The organism is Aeromicrobium sp. HA (genome assembly GCF_027171405.1).
GTDB lineage: Bacteria > Actinomycetota > Actinomycetes > Propionibacteriales > Nocardioidaceae > Aeromicrobium > Aeromicrobium tamlense.
This window is the reverse complement of the sequence record NZ_CP114372.1, coordinates 304408-320947: the sequence shown is the minus strand read 5'-3', so window position 1 is coordinate 320947 and position 16540 is coordinate 304408. Positions and strand designations below refer to the sequence as shown.

Below are 16540 nucleotides of genomic sequence, written 5' to 3'. Positions count from 1 at the left end.
ACGGATGTCGTGGGGCGCCGTTGCCCGCGTCCAGCCTAGCCAGTCCGGTGGTGGTGCGCGGCGCTCAGCGCGTGTGGTGGACGACCGCGTCGACGAGGTCGCGCCACGGGCCGTCGACCTGCCGCTCGGGCAGGGTCGCCTCGCGATCGTTGGCCCGGACCTCGTAGACGAATCCGTCGGGGTGGCCGTCGTCCGGAGTGGCGTCCCACGGGCACGCCTCGACCAGCGGCCACCAGACCTGGGCCTCGTCCTCGCTGGTGGCCTCGACCTCCCACTGCCGGCGCAGGCCGGCGAGGCCGCCGGTGCGGGTCACCCGGACGACGAGGAGGGGCTGGTCGATTCCGTCCATACCCCCACAGACTGCCACGCGCCGCGCACCACGTCAGCCGCGTCGTGGTTCTCGGCGACCGCGACCGTGGCACGCGCGAACTCCTCGAACGTGGCGCGCGGCGAGAGGTCACCCAGCAGCGTCTCGTACCAGATCCGGCCGGCCACCTCCCAGGCGTGGCCGCCGAGCCCGGTGGCCACGAGGTGGAACGCCTTGTTGGGGATGCCCGAGTTCAGGTGGACGCCGCCGTTGTCCTGCCGGGTCTCGACGAAGTCGTCCATGTGGGCGGGCTGCGGGTCCTTGCCGAGGACGTCGTCGTCGTAGGCCGTGCCCGGCGCGCTCATCGACCGCAGCGCGCGACCCTCGACGGCGTCGGTGAACAGGCCCTCGCCGATGAGCCACGAGGCCTCGTCGGCGGTCTGGCCCGCGGCGCGCTGCTCGACGAGCGCGCCAAAGACGTCGGCGACGGACTCGTTGAGAGCGCCGGACTGGTCGCGGTAGACCAGACCGACGGTGTACTCGACGAGACCGTGCGCGAGCTCGTGGCCGATCACCGAGAGCGACGCGGTGAAGCGGCCGAAGATCTCGCCGTCGCCGTCGCCGAACACCATCTGCGAGCCGTCCCAGAAGGCGTTGTCGTACGCGTTGCCGTAGTGCACGGTGCCCAGCAGCGGCAGTCCGGCGTCGTCGATCGACTGCCGTGCGTAGACCGCGCGGAGCAGGTCGTCGGTGGCGCCGAAGCCGTCGTAGGCCTCATCGGCCGCGACGTCGCCCGTCGGCGGGTCGCCCTCGTCGCGCACGACCTCGCCCGGCAGCTCGGTGCCGTTCCGCGCGTCGTGCACCGTGCGGCGCAGCGGCACGGTCGTGGCCGGCGGCCGGGCCGACGGGTGCGCGTGCCCGCCGTGCTCGGGACGCTCGGCGAGTGCCGCCTGGGCCGCCTGGGCCGCCGTGGCGTAGCGGTCGTCCTCGAGGCCGGCGATGTGGCGAAGAAGGTAGGGCGGGACGATCCCCCGAATCGTGTCCATGTCCCGACCGTAGACGTCGGCACCGACATCGCGCGCGCCGACGACTGCCACGTGAGACCGGCGTGGCCGACCGGCTGCCCGGACTGGCCGATCGGCCGAGGCGGCCGTCTTCGTCGCCCGGTTAGCGTGCCGTCATGGCCACCTGGACCCTGCGCGACCGCGGCCGCGACCTCGCCGTGCGCGACGACGGGACCGGTGGCCTCGTGCTGTCGCTCGACGGCGTCGAGGTCGACGAGGCCACGGTCGGACGGCTCGGCGACCACGAGTTCGAGCTCGACCGGATCGCCGGCCGCCACCAGAAGGTCAAGGCCGAGCGAGGGGTCGGCGCGACGCTGTCGAAGGTCGTGCTGGTGGAGTCCGGCCACGGGGACCTGCCCGTCACCGTGCCGTTCGTGCCACCGGAGGGCACCCGCGCCCGCCGCCTGCACGACCTGCGCGAGGCCCACCCGAAGGCCTGGGCGGCCCGGCACGTCGTGTTCAGCGTCGTCGGACTGCTCGGCATCGGCGCCCTCGTGTCGGCCCTGCTCGGCCGCCTCGTTCCGGCGATCGATTGGTCGTGGCTGCCCGACGCGCCGGACGTGAACCTGCCCGAGGTCGGCTTCGAGTTCTCGTTCCCGAGCTGGCTGCGGTACCTCAACCCGTTCTTCTGGCTCGGCCGCATCACGCCCGACTGGCTGGCCGACCTGCCGTGGGGCGTGATCATCTCCCTGCTCGTGGCGTGCAGCCTCGCGTGGGGCGAGTACCGCAAGCAGCAGGACCGCAAGGAGCGCGAGGAGCGCACCGACGACTGAGGCGTCTCAGGACGGGTCGCGGCCCTCGGCCCGTCGCTCCTGCTCGGCCTCGTGCCGGACGGTCTGGATCCCCTTGGCCCACTGCGGCAGGTCGGCGCGGCGCACGTGGTCGGGCACCTGGCGGCTGAGCACGAACCGCGTGAGCGCGATGCCCACCACGACCATCGTGATGCCGAGCACCCAGCCCAGGCCGGTGCGCCCCTCGTTCGACAGCCACACGATCGCGGTGGGCACGGCGAACGTCAGCATGAGGATCACCGACAGCACCCGGGCGCCGGCGGCGTTCGCGGCCGCGTGCGCGGGGCTCGTGTCCATCATGTTCGCCTCGACGAACTCCGCCGGGCGGAAGAACGCGAACCACGGCAGGACCACGAACACGACGAGTCCGAGGCCCGCCAGCATCGGCATGAAGGTGTTGGCCAGGACGACCAGCGCGGCGTCCGACCAGATGCCGCCACCACCGCGCGATGCATCGAACCAGTAGTGCCAGCCGTCGGGGCGGCGAACCGCCTCGATCGTGTCCTCGACGCCGGACCGGTACCGGACGAGGACGGCGGTCAGACCCACCACCGGGCCCATGATGAGCGGCAGGACGAGCGTCCGGCCGAGCGCGACGAGGGGACGCGGCCCGTCGAACCGCACCCACATCGTCTCCAGCACGGCCCACGACACGGGGATGACCGAGCCGAACATCAGCAGGTAGCCCAGCGGACTGTCGCCGTCGACGTCGGCGGCCACGTCATCGATGACGATCCACTGCACGACGGCCACGGCGACCACGAGCAGCCACGGGACCGGGGTGAACAGGATCCGCCGCCACGGGCTCTTCGCGCGCATGCGCTCGAGCCTAGGGGCGGCGCGGCGGCCCCGCCTCGGCGAGTGGCGCACATCGGGGTCGCGGGTCGGCGGGGCAGGGCGGAGGTGGCGGGGTCAGCGCTGGCGGCGCCAGACGGTGACCTGGCGGTCGCCGTAGAGCGCGGGGAGGTTCTGTGGGGCGCGCGCCTGGGCCAGCTCGGCCTGCAGCTCAGCGACCTTCGCCTGCAGCGCGGTCACCTGGTTCTCCAGCGCGATGACGCGCTTCACGCCCTCGAGCCCGAGGCCCTCGGCGGTCAGCTGGGCCACCATCCGCAGCAGCTCGATGTCGCGCAGCGAGTAGCGACGGCCGCCGCCGGACGTGCGACCGGCCTCGACGAGGCCGATCCGGTCGTACGTGCGCAGGGTCTGCGGGTGCAGGCCCGACAGCTCCGCGGCGATGCTGATGACGAAGACCTTGGCCTCCGGTCCCGGCGGGACGAATTCATTCATGAGGTACTCCCGATCCTTGCGGCACGGTAGGCCTCGATCGCGGCCAGCTCGTCGGCCGACGGCTCGTGCGGCACCTGCACCTCGACGGTGACGAGCAGGTCGCCGCGGGTGCCGTCGCGGCGGGTGCCGCCCTTGCCGCGCACCCGGAACGTGCGGCCGTTGGGGGTGCCGGCGGGCACCTTGAGCTTGACCGGTGGACCGTCGATCGTGGGAGCGCTGACCTCGCCGCCGAGCACCGCGTCGTCGAACGACAGCGGCACCGTGACCGTGAGGTCGTCGCCCTTGCGCCCGAAGCGCTCGTCACCCTCGACGTGGACCACGAGGAAGAGGTCGCCGGCGGGTGCGCCGGTGTCGCCCTTCGCGCCCTTGCCGCGGATCTTGATCCGCTGGCCGTCCTTGACGCCCGCGGGCACCTTGACGTTGATCGTGCGGCTCGACGGCGCGCGGCCCGAGCCCGCGCACACCTCGCACGGGTGCTCCACGATGAGCCCGCGACCGCGGCACTGGCGGCACGGCTCGGTCATCGCGAACACGCCACCCGAGGCGCTGGTCTGCATGCCGCTGCCCTGGCAGTTGCCGCACACCTTCGGCACGGTTCCGGGCTTGGCCCCGGTGCCGTGGCACATCGAGCAGGGCTCGTCGCTGGTGAGCCGCAGCGGGATCGTGGCGCCCTCCACCGCCTGGCGGAAGGTGATCGTGGCCTCGGTCTCGAGGTCGTCGCCCCGGCGCGGCTGCGCCTGACGGCGCCGTCCGCCGCGAGCCCCGCCGCCCCCGAAGATGCCGCCCAGGATGTCGCCGAGGTCGAAGTCGACGCCGCCCCCGCCGTACGAGCCGCCCCCGGGCGGCGGGAAGCCACCCTTGAACTGCCCGAACAGCGAGCGCTGCTCGTCGTACTGCTTGCGCTTCTCGGCGTTCCCGACGACCCCGTACGCCTCCGAGATCGCCTTGAAGCGCTCCTCGGCCTGGGCGTTGCCGGGGTTGGAGTCGGGGTGGTGGTCCCGCGCCAGCTTGCGGTACGCCTTCTTGATCTCGTCGGCCGAGGCATCCTTCTTGACGCCCAGGACCGCGTAGAAGTCCTTCGACGCCCAGTCAGTCGGTGCGCTCATTCACCCCTCCTCCCTCGTCGTGCTCTCGTTCAGTCCTCGGTGGTCGGCTGCTCGGTGGCCGCCGCGGCGGCACCCGGGTCGACGACCCCCACCACGGCGGGCCGCAGGACGCGGTCGCCGACGCGGTAGCCGGTGCGCATGACCTGCGCGATGCTCTGCACCTCGACCTCGGGGTCCTCGCCCGCGTGGAAGACGGCCTCGTGCAGGTTCGGGTCGAACGGCTCGCCGACCGCCCCGAACGACTCGAGGTCGAACTTGCCCAGGGCACCACGCAGCTGGTCGGCGACGGCCTTGAAGCCGCCCGTCAGCTCGCCGTGCTCCTCGGCGCGACCGAGGTCGTCGAGCACGGTCAGCAGCTCGGCCAGGACCTTCTGCTTGCCGGTCTCGACCGCGCGGACGCGGTCGTCCTCGACGCGGCGCTTGTAGTTGATGAACTCCGCCTGCTTGCGCTGGAGGTCGTTCGTGAGCTCGGCGACCTTCGCCTCGAGGTCGGCGACGGCGTCGGGCGCGGGCTGCGTCTCGGCGGCCGGCTCCGTCTCGGCGCCGCCGACGGGCGCCTCCCCTTCAGGGGAGGTCGCCTCGTCGAACGGCTGCTCGGTCACTTCTGCTCACCCTCGTCGTCGACGATCTCGGCCTCGACGACGTCCTCGTCGTCGGCCGGCGCATCGCCCGCGGGGGCACCCTCGGCGCCCGCCTCGGCCGCCGCGGCGGCGTACATGGCCTCGCCCATCTTCGAGCTGGAGGTGCCCAGCTTCGCGACGGCGGCCTGGATGGCGTCGGTGTCGTCGCCCTCGAGGGCGGACTTCAGCGCGTCGACGTCGGCCTGGACCTCGGTCTTCACGTCGTCGCCGACCTTGTCGCCGTTCTCTGCCAGGAACTTCTCGGTCGAGTGGACCAGCGTCTCGGCCTGGTTGCGGACCTCGACCGACTCGCGGCGCTTGCGGTCCTCCTCGGCGTACTGCTCGGCGTCCTTGACCATCTTGTCGATGTCGTCCTTCGACAGCGCGGAGCCGCCGGTGATCGTCATCGACTGCTCCTTGCCGGTGCCGCGGTCCTTCGCCGAGACGTTCACGATGCCGTTGGCGTCGATGTCGAAGGTGACCTCGATCTGCGGCACGCCACGCGGCGCCGGCGGCAGGCCGGTGAGCTCGAACGTGGCCAGCAGCTGGTTGCCGGCGGCCATCTCGCGCTCGCCCTGGTAGACCTGGATCGCCACGGACGGCTGGTTGTCGTCGGCCGTGGTGAAGACCTCGGACCGCTTGGTCGGGATCGTGGTGTTGCGCTCGATGAGCTTGGTCATCACGCCGCCCTTGGTCTCGATGCCCAGCGAGAGCGGGGTCACGTCGAGCAGCAGGACGTCCTTGACCTCGCCCTTGAGCACGCCGGCCTGGAGGCTGGCGCCGATCGCGACGACCTCGTCGGGGTTGACGCCCTTGTTGGGCTCCTTGCCACCGGTGAGGGTCTTCACGAGCTCGGACACGGCCGGCATGCGGGTGGAGCCACCCACGAGCACGACGTGGTCGATGTCGTTCACCGTGACGCCGGCGTCCTTGATCACGTTCTGGAACGGCTTCTTGGTGCGCTCGAGCAGGTCGGCGGTGATCTTCTCGAACTCGGCGCGGGTCAGCGTCTCGTCGAGGAAGACGGGGTTGCCGTCGACGACCGTGATGTAGGGCAGGTTGATCGACGTCGAGGATGAGCTGGAGAGCTCGATCTTCGCGCGCTCGGCGGCCTCGCGGATGCGCGGCATCGCCATCTTGTCCTTGGTCAGGTCGACGCCGGTGGACGCCTTGAACTTGTTGACGAGCCAGTCGACGACCGCGTTGTCCCAGTCGTCGCCGCCGAGGTGGTTGTCACCGCTGGTGGCCTTCACCTCGATGACGCCGTCGCCGATCTCCAGCAGGGACACGTCGAACGTGCCGCCGCCGAGGTCGAAGACGAGGATCGTCTGGTCGTCGCCCTTGTCGAGGCCGTACGCGAGCGCGGCCGCGGTGGGCTCGTTGATGATGCGGCTGACGTTGAGGCCCGCGATCTCGCCGGCCTCCTTCGTGGCCTGGCGCTGGTGGTCGTTGAAGTACGCCGGCACGGTGATGACCGCGTCGGTGACCGGCTCGCCCAGGTAGGCCTCGGCGTCGCGCTTGAGCTTCTGCAGCACGAACGCGCTGATCTGCTGGGGGTTGAACGTCTTGCCGTCGATCTCCACCGACCAGTCCGTGCCCATGTGGCGCTTGACCGAGCGGATGGTGCGGTCGACGTTCGTGACGCCCTGACGCTTGGCGACCTCGCCGGTCAGGACCTCACCGTCCTTCGCGAACGCGACGACGGACGGGGTGGTGCGAGCGCCTTCGGCGTTCGCGATGACGGTGGGCTCTCCACCTTCGAGCACGGCCACGACGGAGTTCGTCGTGCCGAGGTCGATGCCGACTGCACGGGCCATGGTTCCTCCTGGATTCGCAGATGATCTGTCTGGTGAGCTCTGCCTTGAAGACTGTGGGTCAAAAGACTTGAGTCATACGTTATCAACTTCGTTCAAGGCCCCGGCATTCCCCCCGGGGCCCGCAAGACCAGACCCTGGTCTGACGAATGGATCACACCGCGCGCCTAGGCTCTGCCTCATGGACGAGATCGCGCCCGCGCCCGGGCGACCGTGGCGCCTGGGTCCGCGCGCGACCCGCCTGTTCGACGTCGCGCTGGCCTCGGCGCTCGTCCTGGCGTCCTTCCCGATGAGCGTGCTCGCGACCGGCCAGAACGCATGGGCGCTCGGTCTGTCCCTGCTCCAGACGGTCCCGCTGTACTGGCGGCGCAGCCGTCCCGTGACCGTGTTCGTCGCGGTCGCCGGTGCGAGCGTGCTGCAGGCGGGGACCTACGACCTGCCCGTCTGGGGTCAGGTGGCCTTCCCGGTCGCGCTGTACTCGCTCGCCCGGTTCGGGTCGGCGACGGCGGGACGCATCGGCCTGCTCGTGGGGCTCTGCGGCGCCGCGGTGGCCTCGTGGGTGTGGACCTCCGCCCAGTTCGCCGCCTATCCCCCGGGCCTGGACTACATCGACTACGACATGGGTCTGCGCGACCTGTCGCCGTACTTCTTCCTCATCACCGCGATCGTGCTGGCCGCGTGGGCGCTCGGCAGCCAGGCGCGCATCCGCCGGGCGTACGAGGCCAACCTCGTGGCGCAGGGCCGCCAGCTCGCCGCGGAGGCCGAGCAGCGCGCCGTGCTGGCCGCCGCCGAGGAGCGCACGCGGATCGCCCGCGAGATGCACGACGTCGTCGCGCACGGACTCTCCGTGGTGATCGTGCAGGCCGACGGTGCGCGGTACGCGGCGCAGAAGGACCCGCAGGTGGCGGTGGAGACGCTGGGCACGGTGGCGTCGGTGGGTCGCGACGCCCTCACCGAGATGCGTCGCCTGCTCGGCCTGCTGCGCGGCACCGAGGACCCCGCGCTCGCCCCGCAGCCGCGCCTGGAGGACATCCCGTCGCTCGTCACCGCCGACGACCGGGTCGACCTCCACCTGCCCGATCCGATGCCGCAGGTGCCCGACGGCGTCGCCCTCACGGCCTACCGGCTCGTGCAGGAGTCGCTCACCAACGTCCGCAAGCACGCGGGCCCACAGGCGCGCGCCACGGTGCGGCTCGCGGCCGGCGCGGACGGCCTCGACGTCGAGGTGGTCGACGACGGCCGCGGCGGGGCGAACGACGGCACCGGCGGTCTCGGCCTGCTCGGCATGCGCGAGCGCGTGGAGGTCCACGACGGCACCCTCGAGGTCGGGCCCGCGCCCGGTGGCGGATGGGCCGTGCGTGCGAGGATCCCCACGTGACCGCCCCGATCCGCGTCGCCCTCGTGGACGACCAGCAGATGGTGCGCGCGGGCTTCCGGATGCTGGTCGACAGCCAGGACGACCTCATGGTCGTGGGCGAGGCCGGCGACGGCGAGGAGGCGCTGCGGCTGCTGGCCGAGGTCGAGGCCGACGTCGTGCTCATGGACGTGCGCATGCCGCGGCTCGACGGCGTCGAGGCCACGCGGCGGCTCGCGCCCGGCGACGAGGGTCCGCGCGTCATCGTGCTCACCACGTTCGACCTCGACGAGTACGCGTTCGCGGCGCTCCGGGCGGGCGCCTCGGCGTTCCTGCTGAAGGACGCCGCGCCACCCGACCTGCTGGCCGCGATCCGCGCCGTGCACGCCGGCGACGCCGTGGTGGCACCCTCCACCACCCGCCGCCTGCTCGACCACTTCCTCACCGCACCCACCGCGCCTCGTGCGTCCGGCGCCGCCGCCGACCGGCGCCTGGAGTCGGTCACCGAGCGCGAGCGTGAGGTCCTCGGCCTCATCGCGCGCGGCCTCAGCAACCCCGAGATCGCGGCCGACCTCGTCGTCTCGGAGGCCACCGTGAAGACGCACGTGAGCCGGCTGCTGGCCAAGACGGGCTCGCGCGACCGCGTGCACCTCGTGCTGCTGGCCTTCGAGGCCGGCCTCGTCGACTGACCGTGCGGGGTCTCCCGTCATACCGTGGGCGGACGCCGAAGATCCGCCCCTGAGGCGACGACCGGGAGGGCCTGCGAAAAATAGCGTCGGGGCATGACTTCGACCTCCTTCTCCGGCACCGCGTCGCAGCGCGGCGTCCTGCCCGCCGCCTCCATTCGCGGCCTCACCAAGACCTACGGCCACGGCGACACCACCGTGCACGCGCTGCGCTCGGTCGACCTCGACCTCCCGCCCGGCCGCTTCACCGCGATCATGGGCCCGTCCGGCTCGGGGAAGTCGACGCTGATGCACTGCCTCGCCGGCCTCGACCGCCCCACCGAGGGCACCGTCTCGATCGCGGGCACCGAGCTGACGACCCTCGACGACGACCGGCTCACCCACTTCCGCCGCGACCACCTCGGCTTCGTGTTCCAGGCGTTCAACCTGCTGCCGATGCTGACCGCGCGGCAGAACATCATGCTGCCGTTCGAGCTGGCCGGCCGCCGCCTCGAGCCCGGCACGGCCGAGCGCATCGATCAGGTCATCGACGTGCTCGGGCTGCGCGACCGGCTGGACCACCGTCCCGGAGAGCTCTCCGGAGGCCAGCAGCAGCGCGTCGCGATCGCCCGAGCCCTCGCCGCGGACGCCGACGTCGTGTTCGCCGACGAGCCCACCGGCAACCTCGACAGCACGGCGTCGTCCGAGGTGCTGGCCTACCTGCGCCGCAGCGTGATCGAGCTCGGCCACACGGTCGTCATGGTCACGCACGAGCTCGACGCCGCGGCGTACGCCGACGACGTGGTCGTGCTGGCCGACGGACGCGTCCGCGCCCACCTGGTCACGCCGACCCGCGACGCCATCGCGCGCGCCCTCGAGGGCGGTGCCCGATGAGGACCGTCCTGCTCGCCTCGCTGCGCACCCACACGCGCCGCTACGTCTCGGCGCTCGTGGCCGTGTCGATCGCGGTGGCGTTCGTCGTGGTCATCGACGCGATCGGCTCGGGCGCGCGCAGCGGCGTCGCCGCCAGCGTCGAGGCCGCCTACCCGGCGGCCGACCTCGTCGTCGGCGAGGAGTACGGCGTCGCCGAGGCCGACCCCGCGAAGGCGCTCGAGGTCGCGGAGCGGCGCGGCGACCGCGCGACCGTGATCGCCTCCCTCTGGACCACCGTCGCCGGGCCGGACGGCTCGCTGGGCGACGACGTCCAGGTCGGCACCGTGTCCACCGAGCCCGACCTGCGCTCGCAGGACGTCGCCCGGGGTCGCGCCCCGACCGGCGACGGCGAGGCGCTCGTCGCCGAGGACACCGCGAAGACGCACGACCTGAAGATCGGCGACCTCCTCACGGTCGGTGTCGGGAACGACGCGACCGACGTCGCCATCGTCGGCCTCACGCGGGCCTCCTCCTACCTCGACGCGGACGTCGACATCACGTGGCCCGCGATGGCGGGTCTCGGCATGGCCATCCCGGATGCGGTCGCGTACGACGTGCGCGACGGCGACGTGGCGGGCGCGACCGAGGCGCTGACCGCCGCGGTCGACTCGACCGTGCAGACCCGCGACGAGTACGTGGCCGCCCGCATCGTCATGCTCAACCAGGGCGTCGACGTGCTGTCGTACCTGCTGCTGCTCTTCGCGGCGGTCGCCGGCTTCGTCGCCGTGCTCGTCATCGCGAACACCTTCACGATCCTGTTCGCCCAGCGCAGTCGCGACTTCGCCCTGCTGCGCTGCGTCGGCGCGACCGGCCGGCAGGTGCTGCGGTCGGTGCGGGTGGAGGCCTTCGTCCTGGCCCTCGCCGGCGGTGTCGCCGGCGTGGTGACCGGTGTCGTCCTGGGCCGCGGGCTGGGCTGGGTGATCCGCGCGTGGGCCGGTGAGGCGGCGTTCGGTCCGGTCTCGCACTCCCCCGTCTGGCTGGGCGCCGCCTTCATCGGCGGCGTGCTGGCCACGGTCGTCGCCGCGTGGTGGCCCACCCGCTCGGTCGTGCGCGTCAGCCCGCTCGCGGCCCTGCGGCCCTCGGATGAGGTCACCGCGCGCACCGCTGCGGGGCGCGTCCGGATCGCGCTGGGCCTCGTCGCCGTGGCGGCCGGCTGCGCCGCCCTGGCCCTGGCGATCGCGTCGGGCAACATGGTGCCGCTCATCCTCGGCGGCATGACCTCCTTCGTCGGCGTGCTGCTGCTCGGACCGCTGATCGTGCCCGCGCTGCTGCGCCTGCTCGGCCGGGTCGGCCGCACGGGCGGCCCGCTGCGCGTCGCGTCGGCGAACGCCGTGCGGAACCCACGACGCAGCGCCGCCACCACGGCGTCGCTGCTCGTCGGCGTCACCCTCGCGACGGCGATCCTCTCGGGCATGGCGAGCGCCCGCCAGGCGGTCACGGCCGAGATGGACGGCGAGTACCCGGTGGACATCGCGCTGAGCGGGACCCTCCCGGTCGACGCGGTGCGCTCGGTGGGCCAGGTCGACGGCGTCGACGAGGTCCGTGCCGTGGACGGGGCCGAGGTCGCCTCGAGCGCCGGCCGGCTCACGATCATCGCCCCCTCGGCCGACGACCGAGAGGTCACCCGCGACCGCGAGGCCACCCGCGTGGCCGACGACGAGATCCTCCTGCCGACCGTGGTGGCGCAGGACTTCGCCGAGGGCATCCCCGACGAGCTCGCCCTGCGCACCCGCGAGGGCGAGGTCACCCTGGCGACGCGGCTCGTCGGGTCGAAGTGGGGTCGCGCCGCGATCGTGCCCCCCGCGGTCCTGGCGCAGCTGACGACGGACGCGGAGCCTCGCGTGCTGTGGGTCCTGGCGGACGACGGCGCCGACGCCGAGGAGCTCGGTGGCACCCTCGGCGCCCTCACCCGCGGCGGCGACGTGCAGGTCGACAACAACCTGGAGGACCAGCAATGGGTCGCGCAGCAGCTCGACGTGCTGGTGTGGGCGGTGCTGGGCCTGCTCGGCGTGGGCATCCTCATCGCGCTCGTCGGCATCGCGAACACCGTGGGCCTGTCGATCCTCGAGCGCTCGCGCGAGCACGCCCTGATGCGCGCGCTCGGCCTCACCCGCCGCGGCCTGCGCCGGATGCTGGCCGCCGAGGGCATGCTGCTGTCGGTCGTGGCGGCGCTGCTGGGCACCGTGCTGGGCGTGACCTACGCGTGGTTCGGGGTCGAGACCATCGTGGTGCCGGTGCTGGGGTCGGGCGGCCTCGTCATCCCGTGGATCCAGCTCGGTGTCGTGCTGGTCGTGGCGGCGCTGGCCGGTCTGGCGGCCTCCACGCTGCCGGCCCGCCGCGGCGCCCGGGTCACCCCGGCCGAGGGCCTCACCCTCGACTGACCGCGCCCGCCACTCCCGCCCTTCGGCGAGTGGCGCGGAACGGCCCGCCACTCGCCGAGTGGCGGGCGTTCCTGCGCCACTCGCGGTCAGGCGGAGGGTATTGACGGACCGTCAATAGCGTGGACACTGATCCCATGCCGACCCCCACGGCCCGCACCCGGCTCGCCCCCGACTCCCGGCGCCGATCGATCCTCGACGCCGCCGCGATCCTCTACGCCGAGCGTCCCTACGACCAGGTCTCGACCACCGAGCTGGCGCGCTCGGCCGGCGTGACCCGCGGCCTCGTGCACCACTACTTCGGCAGCAGGCGCGCCGTGTTCCTGGCCGTCATGCGCGAGTCGGTGATGATGCCGGAGGCCGCGCTGCCCGACCTCTCCGACCTGCCACTGGCCGAGCGGGTGAGCCGCACGATCGACTGGATCCTCGACGCCGCGGGCACCTACGGACAGGCGTGGGTCGCGGCATCGGGGGCGGCGAACCTGCACGGCCCCTCCGACGTCCAGGCGATCGTCGACGAGGCCGACGACCGGGCCGCCCGGCTCGTCCTCGACGCCCTCGCACTGGCCGACGACCCGGTCCTGCGCGCGCGACTGCGTCCCGTCGCCGCCTACGTCAAGGCGCTGTGCCGGGAGTGGCTCGAGCACGGCACCCTCTCCCGCGAGGACGTCCACGCCGACGTGTGCGCCGCGGTGCTGAAGGTCGTCGCTCCATGACGTCGATCGGGATCATCGGCACCGGCTTCGGCGGCATCGCGACCGCCGTCGAGCTGCTCACCCACGGCTACGACGACGTGCGGCTGTGGGAGCGAGCCGACGACCTGGGCGGCGTGTGGCGCGACAACACCTACCCCGGCTCGGGCTGCGACGTGCCCGCCCCGCTCTACTCCTTCTCCTTCGCACCGAGCGACCGCTGGACCCGCCGCTATCCCACGCAGACGGAGATCCTGGCGTACCTGCACCGGGTCGCCGGCCGCTACGGCATCACGCCGCGGTGCCGGTTCGGCGTCCGCGTCGTGGCCGCGCGGTGGCACGACGACCGATGGGAGGTCACGTTCGGCGACGGCACGACCGAGTCGGTCGACGTCCTCGTCAGCGCCGTCGGTCAGCTGTCCGAGCCGAGCGCGCCCGACGTCGCGGGCTGGGAGTCGTTCGCCGGCCCCGTGCTGCACGCGGGCTCGTGGGATGCCTCCGTCGACCTCGCAGGCCGCCGCGTCGCCGTCGTCGGCACCGGCGCCTCGGCGATCCAGCTGGTGCCCCGACTGGCCGAGGTCGCGAGCGAGCTCGTCGTGCTGCAGAGGTCCGCCCAGCACGTGCTGCCGAAGCTCGACGGCGCGTACCCGGCCTGGTACCGCGACCTCGCCGCGCGGGAGCGTCGTCCGATCGACTGGATCACCCAGCAGTTCTCGCGCGGGCTCGACCCGTCCTCGGCGGTGGCGCGGCTGATCGACCGGATCGCCTCCACCCACCGGCGCGTGCAGGTGCGCGACCCCGGGCTGCGCCGCGACCTCACGCCGCGGCACCAGGTCGGCTGCAAGCGGATCCTGTTCTCCAACGACTACTACCCGGCGCTCACGCGCGAGCACGTCCGCCTCGTCCCGCACGAGATGACCGAGGTCCGCCCCGACGCCGTCCGCACCGCCGACGGCACGTGGCACGCGGTCGACGCGATCTGCTTCGCCACCGGCTTCGACACGCAGGAGTTCCTGCGCGGCATCGAGGTCACCGGCCCGGGCGGCGACCTGCACGAGGTCTGGTCGGGCGGCGCCCGCGCCCACCTCGGCATCCACGTGCCGGGCTTCCCGAACCTCTTCCTGGCCTACGGACCGAACACGAACCTCGGCGGCGGCTCGATCATCACGATGCTCGAGGCGCAGGCCCGTCACGTCCGCGCGGTCCTCGACCGGGCGCGTGACCGCGGCGCGAGCCGGGTGGAGGCGCGGCCCGAGGCCGAGCAGCGCTGGGACGACCGCGTGCAGCACGAGCTCGCCCACTCGGCGTGGGCGTCCTGCACGAGCTGGTACCGGCACCCCGAGACCGGCCGGATCACCTCGAACTGGCCCGGCGGCACGCACGCCTACGAGCGGGTCGTGGAGCACGTCCGCGACGACGACTTCGCCTGGGCGTGAGGGCCCTCACCCGGCGGAGATCTCCTTGATCCGGCCCGGGACAATGGGGCCATGTCCCCCCGTCGCCTGTTCCGCACCGTCGCCGTCGCCGAGGCCGTCACCTGGGCCCTGCTGCTGACGGGCATGTTCCTCAAGTACGTCACCGAGACGACCGAGCTGGGGGTGCGGATCGGCGGCATGGTGCACGGCGTCGTGTTCGTGGCGTACGTGGTCACCGCCGTCGTCGTCGCGATCGACGCGCAGTGGAGCCTGAAGCGCACGGCGCTGGGCCTGCTGGCCGCGATCCCGCCGTTCTTCACGATCTGGTTCGACCTCGCCAGCGAGCGTCAGGGCGCGCTGCCCGAGCGCTGGCGCCTCGCCACCTCCGAGCCCACGGGCGCGCTCGACCGCCTCGTCGCGTGGCTCGTGCGCAAGCCCCTCCAGGGTCTGGCCGTCGGCGTCGTCGCCGTGGCCGCCCTCACCGGCGCCGCCCTCCTGGTCGGCCCGCCCACCAGCTGACGTCCCCGGAAACGACGAAGGATCATGCATTCGGCCCCGCTGAGGGGCCCGAATGCATGATCCTTCGTCGTTCCGGCTCAGGTGAGCGCGCGCGTGATCGGGTCGATCGCGAAGTAGATGACGAACAGCACGGCGATGATCCACAGCAGGACGTGGACCTCGCGGATCTTGCCCATCACGACCTTCAGCACGACGTAGGCCAGGAAGCCCGCGCCGATGCCGGCGGTGATCGAGTACGTGAACGGCATGAACGCGATCGTCAGGAAGGCCGGGATCGCGATCTCGGGATCCTTCCAGTCGATCTCGGTCACCTGGGTCATCATCAGGAAGCCCACCAGCACGAGCGCGGCCACGGCGGCCTCGTTCGGGATGACCTGCACGATCGGCGTGAAGATCGTCGCGAGCAGGAAGCACAGACCGGTGATCACGCTGGCCAGGCCCGTGCGGGCGCCGTCGGCCACGCCGGCCGTGGACTCCACGTAGGACGTGTTGCTCGAGATGCCCGCGGCGCCGCCGACCGCGGCTGCGACCGAGTCGACGATGAGGATGCGCTGCGAGCCCTCGGGCGCGCCGTCCTCGTCGTTCAGGCCGGCCTCGGCGCCGACGGCCGTCATGGTGCCCATCGTGTCGAAGAAGTCGGCGAGCATAAGCGTGAACACCAGCAGCACGGCCGCGACGACGCCCACGCGCTCGAACGAGCCGAGCAGGTTGAACGAGCCGAGCAGCGACAGGTCGGGCTTCTCGACGATGTCCTTCGGGAAGGCCGGGACGTTGAGGTTCCAGCCCTTCGACGTCGGGTCGCCGTTCGAGCCCGGGGTGTCGGTGATGGCCTGCACGATGATCGCGAGCACCGTGGTGGCGGCGATGCCGATGAGGATCGCGCCGGGCACGCGGCGCGTGTGCAGGCTGATCATCAGCAGCAGGCCGATGCAGAACACCAGCACGGGCCAGCCCGAGAGCTCGCCGCCGATGCCCATGCCGATGGGCGGCGCGGCGTTGCCGGTGGCGCGCACGAAGCCCGCGTCGATGAGGCCGATCAGCGTCAGGAACAGGCCGATGCCCACCGCGATGGCGGTCTTGAGCTGGCCCGGGACGGCGTCGAACACGGCCTTGCGGAAGCCGGTGAGCACGAGGACCAGGATCACGATGCCCTCGAGCACGACCAGGCCCATGGCATCGGCCCACGTCATCTGCGACGCCACCGAGAACGCGACGAACGCGTTGAGGCCCAGTCCGGTCGCCAGCGCGATCGGGAAGTTGGCCACGACGCCCATGAGGATCGTGAGGACGCCGGCGACGAGCGCGGTGCAGGCCGCGATGGTCGCGAAGCCCGAGCCCGGCTCGGACCCGCCGCCGAGGAAGTTCCCGTCCACGTCGGCGACGCCGCTGAGGATGATGGGGTTGAGGACGATGATGTAGGCCATCGTCAAGAAGGTCACGACACCGCCGCGAACCTCCTGGCCGATCGATGAGCCACGCTGAGAGACCTTGAAGAAGCGGTCGATGGAAGTCACCACGGACCGCCATTCTGCCAAGCGTCCGTAGGGCTGGGCACGGCGGGCTCTTCGCGGGCTCTCAGGAAACGGACAGGTACG

General features: G+C 72.4%; 16 protein-coding genes. 8 read left to right on the top strand and 8 right to left on the bottom strand.

The window, feature by feature from the left end:
- Window positions 1-64: 64 nt before the first annotated feature.
- Window positions 65-349 carry a protealysin inhibitor emfourin gene (locus O3S82_RS01640; protein WP_269305058.1) on the bottom strand — a complete coding sequence of 95 codons (285 nt, stop codon included), beginning with the start codon at window positions 347-349 and terminating at the stop codon, window positions 65-67.
- The gene (locus O3S82_RS01635) at window positions 310-1353 is read right to left on the bottom strand and encodes a M4 family metallopeptidase (RefSeq protein WP_269305056.1); all 1044 of its coding nucleotides are present in this window, start codon (window positions 1351-1353) and stop codon (window positions 310-312) included. The genes O3S82_RS01640 and O3S82_RS01635 overlap by 40 nt, the downstream gene beginning before the upstream one ends.
- 134 nt (window positions 1354-1487) lie before the next feature.
- Between O3S82_RS01635 and O3S82_RS01630 the strand changes: the two genes are divergently transcribed.
- A complete protein-coding gene (locus O3S82_RS01630) occupies window positions 1488-2144 on the top strand; it encodes a hypothetical protein (RefSeq protein ID WP_269305054.1) in 657 nt (218 codons plus the stop codon).
- A gap of 6 nt (window positions 2145-2150) precedes the next feature.
- Here O3S82_RS01630 and O3S82_RS01625 read toward each other — a convergent pair whose 3' ends face one another.
- The 5 genes from O3S82_RS01625 to dnaK form a co-directional block, all read right to left on the bottom strand.
- Window positions 2151-2981 carry a hypothetical protein gene (locus O3S82_RS01625; RefSeq protein WP_269305052.1) on the bottom strand — a complete coding sequence of 277 codons (831 nt, stop codon included), beginning with the start codon at window positions 2979-2981 and terminating at the stop codon, window positions 2151-2153.
- 93 nt (window positions 2982-3074) lie between these two features.
- A complete protein-coding gene (locus O3S82_RS01620) occupies window positions 3075-3449 on the bottom strand; it encodes a heat shock protein transcriptional repressor HspR (protein WP_179426785.1) in 375 nt (124 codons plus the stop codon).
- Window positions 3446-4555 (bottom strand): molecular chaperone DnaJ, encoded by a 1110-nt coding sequence (dnaJ, locus tag O3S82_RS01615; protein WP_269305051.1) that lies wholly within the window; start codon window positions 4553-4555, stop codon window positions 3446-3448. Before dnaJ ends, O3S82_RS01620 begins: the two co-directional genes overlap by 4 nt.
- A gap of 29 nt (window positions 4556-4584) precedes the next feature.
- Entirely contained in the window at window positions 4585-5157 is a 573-nt protein-coding gene (locus O3S82_RS01610) for a nucleotide exchange factor GrpE (protein WP_269305048.1), read from the bottom strand.
- Window positions 5154-6992 carry a molecular chaperone DnaK gene (gene dnaK / locus O3S82_RS01605; RefSeq protein ID WP_269305046.1) on the bottom strand — a complete coding sequence of 613 codons (1839 nt, stop codon included), beginning with the start codon at window positions 6990-6992 and terminating at the stop codon, window positions 5154-5156. The genes O3S82_RS01610 and dnaK overlap by 4 nt, the downstream gene beginning before the upstream one ends.
- A 178-nt stretch (window positions 6993-7170) precedes the next feature.
- Between dnaK and O3S82_RS01600 the strand changes: the two genes are divergently transcribed.
- The 7 genes from O3S82_RS01600 to O3S82_RS01570 all read left to right on the top strand — a co-directional run bounded on the left by O3S82_RS01600 (window position 7171) and on the right by O3S82_RS01570 (window position 14945).
- Window positions 7171-8367 carry a sensor histidine kinase gene (locus O3S82_RS01600; RefSeq protein ID WP_269305044.1) on the top strand — a complete coding sequence of 399 codons (1197 nt, stop codon included), beginning with the start codon at window positions 7171-7173 and terminating at the stop codon, window positions 8365-8367.
- Entirely contained in the window at window positions 8364-9032 is a 669-nt protein-coding gene (locus tag O3S82_RS01595) for a response regulator (protein ID WP_269305041.1), read from the top strand. Before O3S82_RS01600 ends, O3S82_RS01595 begins: the two co-directional genes overlap by 4 nt.
- Before the next feature lie 93 nt (window positions 9033-9125).
- Window positions 9126-9902 (top strand): ABC transporter ATP-binding protein, encoded by a 777-nt coding sequence (locus tag O3S82_RS01590; RefSeq protein WP_269305039.1) that lies wholly within the window; start codon window positions 9126-9128, stop codon window positions 9900-9902.
- Entirely contained in the window at window positions 9899-12322 is a 2424-nt protein-coding gene (locus tag O3S82_RS01585) for an ABC transporter permease (protein WP_269305037.1), read from the top strand. The genes O3S82_RS01590 and O3S82_RS01585 overlap by 4 nt, the downstream gene beginning before the upstream one ends.
- A gap of 134 nt (window positions 12323-12456) precedes the next feature.
- Window positions 12457-13035 carry a TetR/AcrR family transcriptional regulator gene (locus O3S82_RS01580; RefSeq protein WP_179426808.1) on the top strand — a complete coding sequence of 193 codons (579 nt, stop codon included), beginning with the start codon at window positions 12457-12459 and terminating at the stop codon, window positions 13033-13035.
- Entirely contained in the window at window positions 13032-14447 is a 1416-nt protein-coding gene (locus tag O3S82_RS01575) for a flavin-containing monooxygenase (protein ID WP_179426810.1), read from the top strand. The genes O3S82_RS01580 and O3S82_RS01575 overlap by 4 nt, the downstream gene beginning before the upstream one ends.
- 51 nt (window positions 14448-14498) lie before the next feature.
- Window positions 14499-14945: a DUF3817 domain-containing protein gene (locus tag O3S82_RS01570; protein ID WP_179426812.1), complete on the top strand. Its 447-nt coding sequence runs from the start codon at window positions 14499-14501 to the stop codon at window positions 14943-14945.
- Between the two features lie 77 nt (window positions 14946-15022).
- On the opposite strand, the gene O3S82_RS01565 is transcribed toward O3S82_RS01570, so the two are convergent.
- Entirely contained in the window at window positions 15023-16462 is a 1440-nt protein-coding gene (locus tag O3S82_RS01565) for an NCS2 family permease (RefSeq protein WP_179426814.1), read from the bottom strand.
- Window positions 16463-16540 lie beyond the last annotated feature (78 nt).

Bases quoted from the DNA above. Each gene is read 5' to 3' on its own strand.
- O3S82_RS01600 (WP_269305044.1), top strand. From the start codon at position 7,171: ATGGACGAGATCGCGCCCGCGCCCGGGCGACCGTGGCGCCTGGGTCCG.
- O3S82_RS01630 (WP_269305054.1), top strand. From the start codon at position 1,488: ATGGCCACCTGGACCCTGCGCGACCGCGGCCGCGACCTCGCCGTGCGC.
- O3S82_RS01585 (WP_269305037.1), top strand. From the start codon at position 9,899: ATGAGGACCGTCCTGCTCGCCTCGCTGCGCACCCACACGCGCCGCTAC.
- O3S82_RS01635 (WP_269305056.1), bottom strand. From the start codon at position 1,353: ATGGACACGATTCGGGGGATCGTCCCGCCCTACCTTCTTCGCCACATC.
- O3S82_RS01590 (WP_269305039.1), top strand. From the start codon at position 9,126: ATGACTTCGACCTCCTTCTCCGGCACCGCGTCGCAGCGCGGCGTCCTG.
- O3S82_RS01570 (WP_179426812.1), top strand. From the start codon at position 14,499: ATGTCCCCCCGTCGCCTGTTCCGCACCGTCGCCGTCGCCGAGGCCGTC.
- O3S82_RS01625 (WP_269305052.1), bottom strand. From the start codon at position 2,981: ATGCGCGCGAAGAGCCCGTGGCGGCGGATCCTGTTCACCCCGGTCCCG.
- O3S82_RS01580 (WP_179426808.1), top strand. From the start codon at position 12,457: ATGCCGACCCCCACGGCCCGCACCCGGCTCGCCCCCGACTCCCGGCGC.
- O3S82_RS01640 (WP_269305058.1), bottom strand. From the start codon at position 349: ATGGACGGAATCGACCAGCCCCTCCTCGTCGTCCGGGTGACCCGCACC.
- O3S82_RS01620 (WP_179426785.1), bottom strand. From the start codon at position 3,449: ATGAATGAATTCGTCCCGCCGGGACCGGAGGCCAAGGTCTTCGTCATC.
- O3S82_RS01575 (WP_179426810.1), top strand. From the start codon at position 13,032: ATGACGTCGATCGGGATCATCGGCACCGGCTTCGGCGGCATCGCGACC.
- dnaK (WP_269305046.1), bottom strand. From the start codon at position 6,992: ATGGCCCGTGCAGTCGGCATCGACCTCGGCACGACGAACTCCGTCGTG.
- dnaJ (WP_269305051.1), bottom strand. From the start codon at position 4,555: ATGAGCGCACCGACTGACTGGGCGTCGAAGGACTTCTACGCGGTCCTG.